The organism is Roseivirga seohaensis (genome assembly GCF_001592945.1).
Classification (GTDB): Bacteria; Bacteroidota; Bacteroidia; order Cytophagales; family Cyclobacteriaceae; genus Roseivirga; species Roseivirga seohaensis.
On the sequence record NZ_LRPB01000047.1, the window covers coordinates 182,486 to 197,644 of the forward strand.

The following is a 15,159-nucleotide window of genomic DNA, read 5'->3' on the forward strand; positions in this document are numbered from 1 at the left end:
TGCTTTTATTTAGCTTAAAAACCCTTTGGGGCAAAAGCTTTGAATGACACTAGCGGTAGCAAGGATTGATGAAAATTATCCTAAATTCACCCCGTACACAAATTGATTATTACACCATGAAAAAGCCCATTTTATCGCTTATTACATTTTTTATCGTTTCCTCGCTAAGCTTTACGAGTTGCCAAACGCCTTATGAGATCACTCAGGATGAAGTGACAAGAGTTGTTTCCACCTTGGCTTCCGATGAAATGGAAGGTCGAATGATTTTTACTCCAGGAATTGAAAAGGCCTCTCAGTTTATTCAGGAAGAGTTTAAAAAGGCAGGTTTAGAGTATTTGGAAGGAATGGACAGCTACAATCAGCAGTTTAATATTTATTCGATTGCTCCAGAAAGCATGGCAGCTACATTGAATGGAAAAGCGATTGACGCGGCAGATATGATGGCCATGTCGAATTCTGAAGGTTTTGATTGGACGAATGTTGCCGACTTAAACGTAAGAACGATTGGTGCTGATGATAATTTTCAGAGCACTTACAATGAAATTAGAAGAGGAACAGGCAAGAATTTGGTATTGGTAAATCCTGCGCACAAAGATATATTCAATCGTTACAAAGGCTTTTCATCACGTGGAAGCAGAGTGGTTGCTTTAGACCCTGACAATGCTACTGTGATGGTAATTTCTGATTTGACCGCAGTATCGTCTGTTGATATTGAAGTGCAAAACACGGTAACCACACAAAGCCTTTCTAACGTAACAGGAAAAATTTCAGGTAACAGAGCCAACGAAATTGTTCTTTTTGGAGCGCATTACGATCACTTGGGTATTCGTGAAGGTATGGAAGGCGATAACCTTTTCAACGGGGCTAATGACGATGCTTCTGGTACTACAGCAGTAATTGAATTGGCGAAATACTTTGCCGCATCGGGCAAGAAGCCAGAAAGAACAATTGTTTTTGTAGCCTTTACGGCTGAAGAAAGTGGGGGATATGGCTCAAGACATTTCTCTGAACAATTGAATCCAGACGAAATTGTAGCCATGTTTAATATTGAAATGATTGGAAAAGGAGCGAAAGAAGGGCCAAACACGGCTTGGATTACAGGTTTTGAAAAGTCTAGCTTTGGTAAATTATTACAAGATGCGGTGGAAGGAACGGAATATACTTTCTATCCAGATCCTTATCCAACTCAGAACTTATTCTACAGATCTGACAATGCTACATTGGCGAGATTGGGCGTTCCTGCACACTCTATCAGTACTACGCAAATCGACATTGATCAGGATTACCACAAAGCTTCTGATGAAGTAAGTACTTTGGATATGGCGCATATGACCAATACCATCAAGGCCATTGCGAAAGCTGCAGAAGGAATGATCTCTGGTGAACAAACACCAACAAGGGTTGACCCAACTGGTTTAAGATAAACCGAAAGAAAATTTATTAAAAAGGCTCATTCGCATTTGCGGATGAGCCTTTTTTGGTTCTATGCATATAGGTGAGGAACTATCGGTTGGAAACCGATTTGTAGTTCCTTTGTGATACTATCGGGTAGGAGTTGGTAGGTGGTGTTCCGAAGTATCGAGAGGCGCACCTCGTCAGTTACAACTGTTGAGGCCGTCTACTCGATTATCGCTTCGGTGTTCTTTTTCGTCCGTCTGTTTGTCGGTCGTTTTGGTCGTGCGGTTGGACAGACACACTCTTTGACAAGCTTTGGATTGAGCGGTGGCTTGCGCGGCTTAGCAATGTATGTGGCTGTGAAGCGTGGGCTTTATGTTGTATTGTTCCTGTCATTACGCCACTTTCTGATTATATAGATGTTCCTGAAATTCAATAAACAGTCGGCTGATGTTTGCTACGTCTCCCAATATTTCTTTTGCATCTTCCAATGATTGATACTTGTTTGTCAGTAGGATTGGCAATTTCTCCTGGTCGAGTTCATCAACGCCTGTATCAACGTATTTGCTCAATACGAAGGCGATAAATTCTCTTTGTTTGTCATTCAGTAAGGCAAAGATTGTTGCTTCGGCTGCTTTGGCTCTCGCTTCTCTGGTCATGGCGATATAGTCTCCATTGAAAACATATTCCAATACGTCATACAAGTCACTTTTTTCCATATTTACCAACTTTTGTAAAGTCAGTAAGTCTTCTTTTGGAAAACCTGCTGCATCTAAGTTTTCGAGTAAAGTTTTTCGGGTCAGTGGATTGCTCCATAGTTTCTGCAGTTCTTCTTCATCTTTGAAAAGTTTGGGTAATTCACCAAACAGATTATTCAAAAATTCTTCTGCCGAAATCGGTTTGCCATCTGCACTCCAAAAGGAGGTTTGAACGGTATGCTGAATGGTTCTTTCTTTACCGTCTCGAAGTTTGACCTTAACTCTTTTCTTTTTGGGTCTTGGCTCGTCAGGATCTTCGACATCTGGCTTGTCTTTAGGATCAGGTGTTGGATAGGGTTTTGGTTCTCTCGGTTCAGGTTCTAATGGTTCGCCATCCCATTCAGGGTCGCTGAAATGTTTGTAGGCATCTACAAAGTCGTAAATGGTAAAAAACTCTTTGTCGTCAAATAAGCGTGTGCCACGACCAACAATTTGTTTAAACTCAATCATGGAGTTAACAGGGCGAAGCAAAACGATATTCCGAATATTTCTTGCATCTACTCCTGTTGAAAGCTTTTGTGAAGTGGTTAGAATGGTTGGCAAAGTCTTTTCATTGTCCTGAAATTCCCGTAACAGTCTTTCGCCTTCTTCTCCATCATTGGCAGTTACGCGAACGCAATAGAATGGGTCTTTACTCTTGGCATATTGGTTTACCAAATCTCTAAGCAACGCTGCATGAGCTTGATTGGCTCCAAAGATGATGGCCTTTTCATTTTGGTTGGCTTCTTCCAAAAAGATGTTTACCCGCTTGGCTTCACGCTCTACAATTTCAATGCTTCGGTTAAAGTCTTTTTCTTCATAGAGTTTGCCTTCTTCAATTTCGCCTTCCACAATGGTATCGTCCGAAGTGTAGCGGTAATCGTCTAAAGTGGTTTTGATGCGTTTTACTTTGAAAGGCGTTAAGAAACCATCATTGATACCTTCTTTCAGCGAATAGATGTAAACAGGCTCACCAAAGTATTTGTAGGTGTCCACATTATCGTCTCGTTTGGGTGTAGCGGTTAAACCCAATTGAACGGCTGGACTGAAATACTCTAAAATGCCACGCCAATTGCTTTCATTATTTGCTCCACCACGGTGGCACTCGTCAATGATGATGAAATCAAAATAGTCTTTGGGATATTCTCCAAAATAGGGAGCAGGTTTTCCTTCTTCGTCTGTTCCGCTCATGAAGGTTTGGAAAATGGTAAAGAAAATGCTGCCGTTGGTTGGTACTCTTCCTTTCTTTTTGATCTCGCTGGGCTTTATCCGAACCAATGCATCTTCGGGAAATGCTGAAAAGGAATTGAAAGCCTGATTGGCTAAAATATTTCTGTCTGCTAAAAACAAAATTCTCGGTCTGCGGCTGCCGTCTCGTTGCAAAGTCCAACGTGTTTGAAACAACTTCCAAGTGATTTGAAAAGCAATGGCCGTTTTTCCTGTTCCTGTCGCAAGAGTGAGTAATAATTTGTCTTTGCCGCTTGCTATGACTTCAAGAGCACGTTGAACAGCTATTTCTTGATAATAACGCAATTGCCAGGTCCCGCTCTTATCTTCAAATGGAACATTGGCAAATTTCTCTCTCCATTCGTTTTGTTCTGCAAAGGTCTTGTTCCAAAGTTCTTCTGGGCTTAGAAAGTTCGCTACCAAACCTTCTTCGCCTGTTTTCATGCAGATTTGGTAAATGGCTTTGCCGTTGCTGCTGTAGGTGGTTTCTAATTGAAGCTTCTCGGCATATTGCTTGGCTTGCATCACGCCTTCACCTACTTCCAATTCATCACTTTTGGCTTCTATCACGGCCAACTTGATGCCTTTATGCACTAAAATATAATCCGCAATAATCTTCCTGCCACGACCGCCACCTGATTGGATTTTGCCTTCAGTAATGCGGTATTCACGCAGCACCTTAGAGCCTTCTACCACGCCCCAACCGCAAGCCTTTAGTTTGGGGTCAATTAGTTCTGCTCTTGTTTCTGCTTCGTTCATCTTGTATGTTTTATCAAATGACTATCAAATAAGCTCCCCTTGGTTTTCAACAATTTAGGGTAGTTTTCAACAAGATTTGTCAAATAACCATCAAATAAGAATTCAAGCCCAAAACGGTACATAGCTTCTGTGTTTACGTGATTTGTTATTAGGGTCATCTTCTTTAATCATATCTGCTTCAAACGTGTCTTTAATAATACGTGATGCTATCGCTGCATTCTTATCATCAATCGAAAACCGTTCTCTTAAACTTTGATTGGTCATTTTCTCATTAGACACCCATTTCAAACACGAGTGTTGATAGCATGCTCGTATTTTCTCTCTTTTATCCAAATCATTAAGTTTCTTGTAACTGAAAATAGTTACTCGGGTTCTGTTTTCATCAGTTATTACATTTATGGGTGGGAGTTGGTAAAGCTCATTGTAGAAAATAACCTTATCTAATCCGCTACCTTTTTCTTCACAAAAACCCATTCTTCTCATTAAATCGGCCAATTTTTCGTTTCTCGAAATGTATGAATCGATGAAACGTTCAGGAGTAATCAATGGATTGCCTGGATTGGAAATTTCAATTCTGTCTGAAAAAACTTCAATCATTGGAAATCCTTTCACCGATAAATCTTGATGAATTAAAGCATTTGCAACCAATTCTCTGATGGCTATTTCCGGATACATTCGAGACTCTTTTCTAAGTGCTTTCCCTATTTCTTCATTGGCTGGTAGTTGACTATTAACCCAATCTACCAAACCGAGAAAGCCTAATGCATAGCCCTTTGCTCCAATCTGTTCACGAACGGTTTCTACTTTGTTATTACCCTTATAAACGATTACCCGAACCGATTTTCGTTCTACTGATTCAAATTCGGATAAACTTTTAGCAAATAATATTGCCCCAAGATTAGTAACAGCATACCTACGAGATTTAACTATCAACTTTTCGTCAATGAATTTCTGAATAACTCCTTCTTGATTCGAAGGATAAGGAAGCTTCATTAAATCAAAATAAGTCTCAGTACTCAGTAATCGGATTACATCGCTGGCGTTAAGATTATCTCTGGCAATCTCTTGCTCATAAGGTTTAACTTTTTTACGCCAAATTTTAGCTTCCTTTTCTGGAAATTCTGAAAGTTTCCTTGTAATACTTCCCACCCTGATGTAAGCATTGTGCAAGAAATCTACAGGACGATTTTGAGCAGCAGGTATTACGAAAACTGCCATATGACGACTGTCATCGTATGCAAATTCATAAATACGAAAGTCAATTCTTGGATCAAGGCGCTGGGCTAGCCAATGTTCTAACTCCTCATTACCTTTTTTATGTGTTTTTGGTTTAAAGATGGTTCCCTTAATGAGGTGTGTTTTGTCTTCAACGCCAAAAACCAAATAACCAAAATCTTGATTTTGAATCGCGGCACCATTGGCTAAAGCAGAAATGCGCTCTCCAATTTCTTCGGGTGAATGAAAATTGAGCTTGAACTCAACCCATTCACTTTCATGTGGCTGTTTTACAAGCTCGTTTACCAGGTCTATAAGTTGCTTTTCATTCATACTGCGACCTCCTTCTCAGTCAATTCCCCTGTAAATGCCTTTTGCAAAATGGATTTTTTCAGTTCTTCCAAATCATCCATTTTCTTTTGATACACAGCTTCCAACTTTTGCGTTTCGGCTCGCAGGGCATCTAATTGGTGGACGATTACTAGTTGTTTATCCTTAGATTTTGGAAAATCAAATTCTAATTCACCAAGCTTAGTTGCATTAAAACCACCTTGCGCAGAGCCCGAAATCCCCGCATTGATTTTATTCCAATAAGTTTTTGTCTGAAAGAAGTATGAAATGAACTCTGGAATGAACTCATCAATTGAATTCATTTGCAACCTTATCAAGTAAGAGGCAAAGACTGCATTAGGAGGACTTTTTACTAAGTAACTTTTGCCTGTTGTTGCTCCTGTTCTTGCAAATACAATATCACCTGTTTCAAGTTTGTATTTTGGTAAATCCTTGTCATTACACTTACAATAAGGAACAGTGTCCCAATCAACTCCGTATTCCTGAATGTCAGTAATTCTAAGGAATTTAGGCCCGACCTCTTCAGTTGAAGCTTTTTCGGTGTAGCCATAATTGATTTTAGCTATTTCCCCCAACTTCTTCTCTTCCCAACCATCTCCCTTTTTCTCAAACACCCCCTGCAAATAGCTCTCAAAAAGTTCTTTGGCGTTTTGGAGGTTTTGTGCGGCATTGGCTTTGGCCTTGTCTATGGCGGCAAAGGCTTGGTCTAAAATGGAAACAATACGTTGTTGTTCATTAAGTGGAGGTAGTGGGATTGGAATCTTTGAATAATGTGAGTAACCATAGTTTGGTTGCTGCCCCGTTGAGTGAGAAGCTAGATTAGCTTTGAAATAGTCAGACTTGGTTAAATAGTATAGATAACGATTGTCACCTAAATCATTAAAAAATCTAAGTCTTAATGTGCTTGTATTAAGCATTAGGATTTCGTCACCTTCATAAATAGCTGATTTACCCCAAGAAGCACCTGAACATGCCGTTACAATGTCACCACTATTAATTTTATAGTGCTTGTATTTTTCGTTGTACTCATCTGAAGAAATGTATTTCTGTGACTTTTCTAAATCAACTGACCCTTCTAAGATATTGGTAACAGTTAAAAACTGAATTCCGTTATCTTGATATTGGTGTTTCCTTATACCTGGGCCTTCTTGAATTATAGAAATATCAGACAGAAAACACCATTTCCAATGGTTTGGGATATTGAAAGGAATTGCTTTGATAGGATAACTATGACTATCCTTTTTGTCCAATATCAATTTATTGGATATCAGATCCTTTTTTGCTGATTTTAGTTTTTCAAATAAGGTGAAACTAGAAGACTGTGTATCGGAATATTCTTTTTTCATAACAAGTCTGAAATTGAATTTAAAATTTCAGCACTATCATCATCTAAAGTCTTTATTTCTTCTAAAATCTCCTGCGGTTGGCGCAATGGGGCAGCTTCTGGTGTGTTGGGGTTTTTTACGCTCAGGTCAAAAGTACTCTGATCAACATCTTTGATATTAACTGTCCAAGAGTTTTCGCTATCCGCCTTCGTTTCACTAAGGCGGACAAAGTCCGCAAGGTCTTTCTCATTTAATGGATTGGTCTTGCCCAAGTTGCGGTCAAGATTCAATGAGTAAAACCAAACCTTTTGAGTGGCTTTGCCTTTTTCAAAAAACAACACTACGGTTTTTACGCCTGCGCCTGTGAATGTTCCGCCTGGCAAATCCAAAACGGTGTGCAGGTTGCAGTTTTGAAGTAATTCTTTGCGAAGCGCAGTATTCGCGTTGTCAGTATTACTCAAAAAGGTGTTTTTAATGACCACACCTGCCTTACCGCCTGCTTTCAAAATTTTAATGAAGTGCTGCAAAAAGAGGGAAGCCGTTTCGCCTGTTTTAATAGGGAAGTTCTGTTGCACTTCGGCACGTTCCTTGCCGCCAAAAGGCGGATTGGCAAGTACAACATCATAACGGTCTTTTTCCTGTATGTCTGCTAAGTTTTCGGCAAGTGTATTGGTGTGTATAATGTTGGGGGCTTCCACACCGTGCAAGATCATGTTCATAATCCCAATGATGTAGGCCAATGATTTTTTCTCCTTGCCGTAAAAGGTTCGCTTTTGCAAGGTTTCCCATTCCCTGGTGCTGAGTTCTTTTCCTGATTTCAGGTAGTCAAATGCTTCACACAAGAAGCCCGCAGAACCACAAGCACCGTCATAAATTGTGTCACCAATTTTTGGGTCAACAACTTTTACAATGGTGGTAATGAGCGGTCGGGGCGTATAGTATTCGCCACCGTTTCGCCCTGCATTGCCCATGTTTTTGATTTTGTCTTCATACAGATGGCTCATTTCGTGCTTCTCTGCATGGGTACGGAAACGCAACTCGTCAATGCGGTTAATCACTTCCCGCAAATTGTAGCCGCTTTGGATGCGGTTTTTCAATTCGCTAAAAATCTCGCCAATCTTGTATTCAATGGTGTCGGCATTATCGGCAGACAGTTTGAATTTTTTGAGGTAGGGGAAAAGCTTGCCATTTACAAAATCCAAGAGGTCGTCACCTGTCAGGGCGTTGTGGTCAATTTTACCGTCCGCTAATTTTGGAGCCGCCCAAACGCTCCATTGGTAGTCTTGGTCAATAATGGGCGTGTAGGTTTTTCCTGTGAGTTCGGCAGAAGTAGTTCGGTCACGCTCCAAGTCGTCCAAGTATTTCAAGAACAAAACCCAAGAGGTCTGTTCGACATAATCCAATTCACTACCACAACCTGCGTCTTTGTGGAGTATGTCATCTATATTTTTAAAAGTCTGTTCAAACATTCGTTTTCTTTATTTCAATTCTTTCGTTTTCTCATTCATTATCGGTCGAGGGTTGGCAAAAAATAGCTCTTTTGGTTTATCAGCGTTTGCCTGTGTGTTGGCAAAGACCAAATGTGCTATTTGTGCGTTGGCTCTTTTTTCGCATGAAACACAGCGTGTCTGTATTCGCAACTAGTTGCGTATATTTTTTATGTATCTAACTTGTCTAAGGGACTAACGATTTGATTAAATCCCTTGGCAGCGAGAGAAGTGTTTGGGCTTCCCTCAAACGCTCAACAAAATACTAATTCTATTTTCACCTAATGTCTTTTCAAAATATAATTTTAAAGAAATTGAAATTTATGGCTGTTATGATTATACCTTAACGCTTCTCTGTTATAAACTTATTTGCTCCACCTTGGCGCTCACTTACCCACTGTGGTAACAGATGCTTGCCTGCCTAGCGGTAAGCAGGCCTGAGGCGAGCACCTATTTTCTTATGCACTTAATACGAATTAGAATCAAGTCTGTATCAGGCCATTTTTTTGTGGCGGTACTTCCGTTTGGCCAATAAGAATCTGTGTCTCATATCATCGTAAATCAGCCCCGTTAATAGAATCAAGGCTGCTATAATCAGTACATTCAACTGGATTTTCATGTAAAGAAAGCCTCCAAATATTCCCCCTAAAAAGAAAAAGGTAATGATATAGATTCTCAACTTAATAGTTGAAATGATGCTTTTGCCATTGGTTTCTTTTTTAAGAAAAAATAGCTGTGACAGTTCGATGCCTAAATCAGTAAAAAGCCCTGTGAGGTGGGTTGTTCTTACCACCGCATTCGATATTTTAGTCACGAATGAGTTTTGCACGCCCATAGCAAAAAGCAGCAGGCAGGCAATTGTATTTGGCGATTGAAGGGTAGATAAATCTGTTAGTATAACAACCAGCAGTAGAATGGCAGATTCAAGTAATGTGGGTAAAATAAAAATATTGAGTTTTTTAGTCCTCATCGTCCATTCTATAAGCAAACTTGAGGTGAAAGACCCTAAAAGAAAAGAAAGGATATAGAGAAAGTAGGCCAAGCCATTTGAGAATTCGAATTCTAAAATGTCGTTAATAAATAAGGCAAAATGCCCAGTAACGTTAGTGGTAAGCTGATGTATAGCCAAAAAACCAGCTAGGTTTACAATTCCGGCCACAAAAGAAAGCACGATGGCGATTCGTAAGTTGTTTTTAAACGTTCTTCTTTTACCCTGATGTCTGAACATTTGCTTTGGCGCCAGTCGCTAGGTTAATAAATTCTATACTTTTTTTAATTGTGGGTGAATTATGAGTAGCCTCAATATTTATTACAAAATTGATGAAAATATTAACTCTTTAGTGGTGACTAAGGAGTTAATATTTTAGTGAGAAGTAGGGTAGGTAGTAAGCTTAATGGAAGAGCAATGACGATTTCTCATTTGAAATGTTTAGACAAAATATTCTGAACTAGTTCTATTCCCAGTGGCTTATTTACAAAATCTTGAATTTCGTTTAGTCGAGAAGCCATTTCCTGATCGGCAGGGTTTAAGGAGGTGGTGAGCATTACTACTACGATACGGCCTCGTTGCGTTGCTTCAAGTTTTTTGTATTGTTCTAAAAACTCCCAGCCATTCATTGCGGGCATATTTATATCTAAAAAAATAAGGTCAGGACAAGGATAGTTTCCGTCATCTTCTTTCGACTTAAGATATTCGAGGGCTTCAAAACCACTTTCTTTCACTACAATTTTATTAGTGCAGTTTAATTTCCCTATAATGATCTGATTGTAATAATTAGTCGCTTCATCATCATCTATCAATAAAATACAATTGAGTTTTTTCATAAGTTTAAAAAGGTATAGTGAAATAAAAAGTACTTCCTTTTCCTAGGGTGGATTCTACCCAAATTCTTCCGCCATGTAATTCAATGATTTTTTTACAATGAGCTAACCCAATTCCTGTGCCTGCGTAGTCCGTTTTACGGTTTAATCGTTGAAAAATAACAAAGACTCTATCTTTGTAGCTTTCATTAATGCCTATGCCGTTGTCTTTGAATGAAAACAACCACTGGTTCTGTTCTTCTTTTGCGGAAACTTCAATCAAAGGGTCGATGTCTTTTTGTTTGAATTTGATGGCATTCGCGATTAGATTCTGACACAGTACTCTAAACTCAACTTCATAGCCTCTAATTTTTGGAAGTTTATCAATTTTAATGTAAGCATTTGATTCCTTTATACTTGCGTCTAAGTCCTCCAATGTTGATTTTAGCACCTCGTTGCAATCGATTGACCCTAGTTCTTTTTTTCTTCCAATAAGGCTGTGGTCTAACAAGCTTTTGACAAGTATGCCCATTCTAGAAGACGCCTCCAGAATGAATCGTGTATATTTCTCAGTTTCCTTATCTTCTCCACCTTTATATTTTTGATTAAGCATTTCAGAAAAACCATTGATGGTACGTAATGGCTCTTGCAAATCGTGAGAGGCTACATAAGTAAACTGTTCAAGCTCTTTATTTTTCCGCTCTAATATTTCTACATATTTTCTAGGGCGGGTGTCTCTAATAATAGCAATAATAAGCATGCCGTTTTGCGTGGATATGGGGCCAAGGCTAATTTCCACAGGAATTTTTGTTCCATCTTTATGGATTCCAAATAATTCCTCCCTATTACTCATTAATCTTGGGCTAGGGTTTTCGGCATACTCCTTTCGGTGTAAGGCGTGGTTTTTTCGGTATTTACTGGGAATTAATACCTCAATTTTTTGATTAAGTAACTCATCTTTCTCATAACCAAACATGCTAAGCGCAGGTGGATTTACGAACTGAATCAATCCACTGCGATCGGCTACTATAATTCCATCGGGAAGTAACTCTAATACCTCAAGACTTACATCTGTCATTAGTTACTATTTAGATTGACTTGTATTTAAATATAAATATATAATATTGAAATTAGAAAGTATTTGCAATATACTTTTTGAGTGGAGAACCACGGTGAAGCATCCCGAATTGGTGAAAAACGGGAATAAATCTTATTTCTAGATTTTCAATCGAAAGTATGGCTTGCCGATACTAGCGAATTGACATAATTGGGGGGATCGTCTCAGCTACGTGAAACAATAGTAGTTATGTGATACCTTGAACGGTCTCAGGATTTCAGATGCTGACTTAAAAAATAATTTATTGTTTTCTTTCGAAATCCTTATAGAGTAAACTCGGCTGAATGCCTTGGTTGTTCTGGTATTTGCCTTCTTTGTACGTGTCGTAATCGCCTTCAATGGTATGATAGAAAATCTGACAAATTTCAACACCCGCATAAATTCGGATGGGCTGTACGCAGAATATTTCTAAGGTCCAGAAACCATTGAAACCCACATCGCCAAAACCAGCAGTAACATGTATAAATAAGCCTAATCGTCCGATAGAGGAGCGACCTTCCAACATAGGTACAAACTTAGAAGTTTCGGTGTGCTCCACAGTACGGCCCAAGTAAAGCTTGTTGGTTTCTAAAAGCAATCCTTCTTCAGGAATAATCAGTTTTTCTGTTGGGTTGGGTTGCTTCATGTCCAACTCGTTGTTGGAATAGGTGAGCAGCTCGTGATGTAACTTTAGGTTATAGCTATTTGGGTTAAGTTGAGATGGATTAAAAGGCTCTATATTGATGCCTTTGCCCATTTCTCTTTGAATTTCCCTTCCTGAAAGAATCATATGATTAGTCTATGGTAAAAGAGGTTTCGCCTCCTTTTTCGTCTTTTAATTGAATGCCTACATTTTTGAGGTCATCCCTAATTTTATCGGATAGCGCATAGTTTTTAGAAAACTTGGCTTCTTTTCTTAGGTTGATCAAAACCTCCATTGCCCCCTCTAAAACATTGTTTTGAGCGGCATTTTCGGTTTCAGAAACTAGGCCTAACACATCGTTAATAATGGCCTTGAACTTAGTTGTAACAAAGTGAAAAGCTTCTGCATTAATTTCCGCCAGTTCCGAATGGTTTTGATAGTAGGTGTTAACTTTAGAACTGACTTGAAACAAAGAAGCAATCGCTTTTGCTGTATTAAAGTCATCGCTCAAGTTTTGCATGGCTTGGTCTATAAAACCTTTCAGCTCTTCAGATTTCTCTTTAGAAACCTTTCCAGTTCCTGCAGCAGGCAATTTATCGATCAATTGAACGCTGGCTATTAAACGCTTAAAGCCTTTTTCTGCGGCCTGCAAGGCTTCGTTGCTGAAGTCTAGCGTACTTGCATAATGGCTTTGAAGCATGAAAAAGCGCACCGTCATAGGGCTATAACCACGCTCCAAAAGCTTATGATTTCCCGTAATCAGTTCTTCTGGTGTAAAACCATTGCCTTCACTTTTTGCCATTTTGCGACCGTTTACGGTAAGCATGTTGGCATGAATCCAATAATTGGCGCCTCCGGTGTGGTGGCAGCCTTTATTTTGGGCAATCTCGGCTTCGTGGTGAGGGAATTTTAAATCCATTCCTCCTCCGTGAATATCGAAAGACTGGCCCAAGTATTTTGTGCTCATGGCAGAGCATTCCAAATGCCAACCAGGGAAACCTTCGCTCCAAGGCGATGGCCAGTGCATTAAGTGTCCTGCTTCGGCTTTTTTCCATAAAGCGAAATCCAATGGATCGGCTTTTTGGTCTTGGCCGGCCAAAGCACGAGTGTTCGAAAGCATATCGTCTACGTTTCTGCCCGAAAGCTCTCCGTATTCGTACGCTTCGTTGTATTTTCTTACATTGAAATAGACAGAGCCATCCTTTTCATAGGCAAAACCATTTTCAATGATCTTCTTAATAAATTCAATTTGTTCTATTAAATGGCCAGTAGCGGTAGGTTCAATAGAAGGCGCTTGAATATTAAAAATTTGCATTACATCATGGAAACCATTGGTGTATTTCTGCACCACTTCCATAGGTTCGATTTCTTCTAAACGAGCCTTTTTAGCAATTTTATCTTCTCCTTCATCAGCATCGCCTACAAGGTGACCTACATCAGTGATGTTGCGCACATAGCGTACTTTATAGCCCAAAAACTTGAGGTACCTAAAAACAATATCGAAAGAAAGAAAGGTACGAACATTACCCAAATGGATATCGCTATACACGGTAGGTCCACAGACATACATGCCCACTCGGTCTTTTACAAGGGGCTTAAAAACCTCTTTTTGTTTTGTGAGAGAGTTGTATACTGAAATTGGGTATTGTTCAATCAGGCTCATTTAAGCTTGTCGTTCACGTAGGTTAAAAATTCTCTTTTGGTTTCTTCTTCTTTGAATTTACCACTGTATTCTACCGTAACCGTAGAAGAAGATTGGTCTGATACACCTCTAGAGCTTACACACATGTGTTCAGCATCAATATATACCGCTACATCTTCGGTGTTCAAAGCACGTTTCATTTCATCAAGAATCTGTAAAGCCAAGCGCTCTTGCACTTGCGGTCTTCTTGAGTAATAATCTACAATTCTATTGATTTTAGAAAGGCCAATTACGTTTCCGTTAGGAATGTAAGCCACGTGCGCTTTACCCACGATAGGTAGGAAGTGATGCTCACAGTTGGAGTAAAGTGTAATGTTCTTTTCAACAAGCATTTCGCTGTATTCATACTTGTTTTGGAAGGTAGAAAGCGAAGGTTTGTTTTCTGGCTTTAGGCCTTTAAAAAGCTCTTTTACATATAGCTTGGCTACTCTTTTTGGTGTTCCGCTCAAACTATCATCAGTCAAGTCTAAGCCTAAGGTGTGCATGATTTTTTCGAAGTGGCCTTGAATAATAGCAATTTTCTCTTCGTCTGATAAGTCAAAAGCACCTTCGCGCATCGGTGTCTCAATAGAGGACATCACGTGATCGTCACCCATCTCTTCAATTTGCTTCAACAAATCCTCTGAACTTTTACCGTTTTTGTTTTTCATTTATTGGTTACCTAAAACAATGAATCGTTTATACTGCCCATAAGCAGAAAAGTTGTGCAAAAGTACAATTAATTGGCTGGCTTTTGAAACGTGATTTCAAAAATGATTAATGCCCAATGCAGCCCTTAAACACGGCATTGCCCTAGGTAGTTCAAAAACCGTTCACTACCCCTTACTAACTACTGTTTTGGCCTGAAAACCTTCATGATTTCGGGCTTGGTTTCGATAAATGGCCCACCAATTAAATCGATACAATAGGGGATGGCAGGGAATACGGCATCTAGGCATTCTCTTATCGACTTAGGTTTGCCTGGTAAATTCACTATGAGTGACTTTCCTCTAATTCCTGCTGTTTGTCTTGATAGTATGGCGGTAGGTACGTATTTTAAACTTTCTTGACGCATTAGCTCGCCAAAACCAGGTAGCATTTTCTGGCAAACTGATTCAGTGGCTTCAGGGGTTACATCGCGTGGAGCAGGGCCTGTTCCGCCTGTGGTAACGATTAAACAACAGCGTTCTTTATCTGCCATTTGTTTAATTGTACTCTCTATTAAATGTTGTTCATCTGGAATAACATGATACACAGTTTCCCACTTAGAAACGAGGTACTCGTTAAGGGTGTCGATAATGGCAGGGCCAGAAAGATCTTCGTAGGTTCCTTTACTGGCTCGATCTGATACTGTAATTATTCCTATTTTAACTTCCATGTTCCTTATTTTGATGCAAATAAGTCAGGTTGAAAGAAGAATCCAATGCTTTAATGCGAAGTATT

At 39.5% G+C, this 15,159-nt stretch carries 12 protein-coding genes; 1 reads left to right on the forward strand and 11 read right to left on the reverse strand.

Translation table 11 applies throughout. From position 1 onward, the window contains the following. The first annotated feature begins 116 nt into the window (after positions 1–116). Positions 117–1,424 carry a M28 family metallopeptidase gene (locus AWW67_RS14225; RefSeq protein ID WP_062302621.1) on the forward strand — a complete coding sequence of 436 codons (1,308 nt, stop codon included), beginning with the start codon at positions 117–119 and terminating at the stop codon, positions 1,422–1,424. A gap of 366 nt (positions 1,425–1,790) precedes the next feature. Here AWW67_RS14225 and hsdR read toward each other — a convergent pair whose 3' ends face one another. The 11 genes from hsdR to mog form a co-directional block, all read right to left on the reverse strand. Beyond that, entirely contained in the window at positions 1,791–4,118 is a 2,328-nt protein-coding gene (hsdR, locus tag AWW67_RS14230; RefSeq protein ID WP_062302557.1) for an EcoAI/FtnUII family type I restriction enzme subunit R, read from the reverse strand. A gap of 102 nt (positions 4,119–4,220) precedes the next feature. Further along, the gene (locus AWW67_RS14235) at positions 4,221–5,666 is read right to left on the reverse strand and encodes an ATP-binding protein (RefSeq protein ID WP_062302559.1); all 1,446 of its coding nucleotides are present in this window, start codon (positions 5,664–5,666) and stop codon (positions 4,221–4,223) included. Beyond that, complete coding sequence (locus AWW67_RS14240; protein WP_062302560.1) at positions 5,663–7,030, reverse strand: restriction endonuclease subunit S; 1,368 nt, start codon at positions 7,028–7,030, stop codon at positions 5,663–5,665. The genes AWW67_RS14235 and AWW67_RS14240 overlap by 4 nt, the downstream gene beginning before the upstream one ends. Continuing rightward, complete coding sequence (locus tag AWW67_RS14245; RefSeq protein ID WP_062302562.1) at positions 7,027–8,478, reverse strand: class I SAM-dependent DNA methyltransferase; 1,452 nt, start codon at positions 8,476–8,478, stop codon at positions 7,027–7,029. Before AWW67_RS14245 ends, AWW67_RS14240 begins: the two co-directional genes overlap by 4 nt. A 511-nt stretch (positions 8,479–8,989) precedes the next feature. Beyond that, positions 8,990–9,724, reverse strand: coding sequence for a YoaK family protein (locus AWW67_RS14250; protein WP_062302563.1), 735 nt, complete (start codon positions 9,722–9,724; stop codon positions 8,990–8,992). Positions 9,725–9,912: 188 nt separating this feature from the next. Beyond that, positions 9,913–10,320 carry a response regulator gene (locus tag AWW67_RS14255; protein ID WP_053222047.1) on the reverse strand — a complete coding sequence of 136 codons (408 nt, stop codon included), beginning with the start codon at positions 10,318–10,320 and terminating at the stop codon, positions 9,913–9,915. Between the two features lie 4 nt (positions 10,321–10,324). Next, positions 10,325–11,374 carry a sensor histidine kinase gene (locus AWW67_RS14260; protein ID WP_062302564.1) on the reverse strand — a complete coding sequence of 350 codons (1,050 nt, stop codon included), beginning with the start codon at positions 11,372–11,374 and terminating at the stop codon, positions 10,325–10,327. A 280-nt stretch (positions 11,375–11,654) separates the two neighbouring features. Then, complete coding sequence (dcd, locus tag AWW67_RS14265; RefSeq protein WP_053222049.1) at positions 11,655–12,182, reverse strand: dCTP deaminase; 528 nt, start codon at positions 12,180–12,182, stop codon at positions 11,655–11,657. 4 nt (positions 12,183–12,186) lie between these two features. Continuing rightward, entirely contained in the window at positions 12,187–13,698 is a 1,512-nt protein-coding gene (gene cysS / locus AWW67_RS14270; protein ID WP_062302566.1) for a cysteine--tRNA ligase, read from the reverse strand. Continuing rightward, positions 13,695–14,387, reverse strand: coding sequence for a GTP cyclohydrolase I FolE (folE, locus tag AWW67_RS14275; protein ID WP_062302568.1), 693 nt, complete (start codon positions 14,385–14,387; stop codon positions 13,695–13,697). The genes cysS and folE overlap by 4 nt, the downstream gene beginning before the upstream one ends. A gap of 179 nt (positions 14,388–14,566) precedes the next feature. Beyond that, on the reverse strand, positions 14,567–15,094 hold the full coding sequence (gene mog, locus AWW67_RS14280) for a molybdopterin adenylyltransferase (RefSeq protein ID WP_062302569.1): 528 nt from the start codon (positions 15,092–15,094) through the stop codon (positions 14,567–14,569). Between the last annotated feature and the right edge of the window lie 65 nt (positions 15,095–15,159).

Coding starts and splice junctions, on each gene's coding strand:
- AWW67_RS14225 (WP_062302621.1), top strand. CDS start 117: ATGAAAAAGCCCATTTTATCGCTTATTACATTTTTTATCGTTTCCTCG.
- hsdR (WP_062302557.1), bottom strand. CDS start 4,118: ATGAACGAAGCAGAAACAAGAGCAGAACTAATTGACCCCAAACTAAAG.
- AWW67_RS14235 (WP_062302559.1), bottom strand. CDS start 5,666: ATGAATGAAAAGCAACTTATAGACCTGGTAAACGAGCTTGTAAAACAG.
- AWW67_RS14240 (WP_062302560.1), bottom strand. CDS start 7,030: ATGAAAAAAGAATATTCCGATACACAGTCTTCTAGTTTCACCTTATTT.
- AWW67_RS14245 (WP_062302562.1), bottom strand. CDS start 8,478: ATGTTTGAACAGACTTTTAAAAATATAGATGACATACTCCACAAAGAC.
- AWW67_RS14250 (WP_062302563.1), bottom strand. CDS start 9,724: ATGTTCAGACATCAGGGTAAAAGAAGAACGTTTAAAAACAACTTACGA.
- AWW67_RS14255 (WP_053222047.1), bottom strand. CDS start 10,320: ATGAAAAAACTCAATTGTATTTTATTGATAGATGATGATGAAGCGACT.
- AWW67_RS14260 (WP_062302564.1), bottom strand. CDS start 11,374: ATGACAGATGTAAGTCTTGAGGTATTAGAGTTACTTCCCGATGGAATT.
- dcd (WP_053222049.1), bottom strand. CDS start 12,182: ATGATTCTTTCAGGAAGGGAAATTCAAAGAGAAATGGGCAAAGGCATC.
- cysS (WP_062302566.1), bottom strand. CDS start 13,698: ATGAGCCTGATTGAACAATACCCAATTTCAGTATACAACTCTCTCACA.
- folE (WP_062302568.1), bottom strand. CDS start 14,387: ATGAAAAACAAAAACGGTAAAAGTTCAGAGGATTTGTTGAAGCAAATT.
- mog (WP_062302569.1), bottom strand. CDS start 15,094: ATGGAAGTTAAAATAGGAATAATTACAGTATCAGATCGAGCCAGTAAA.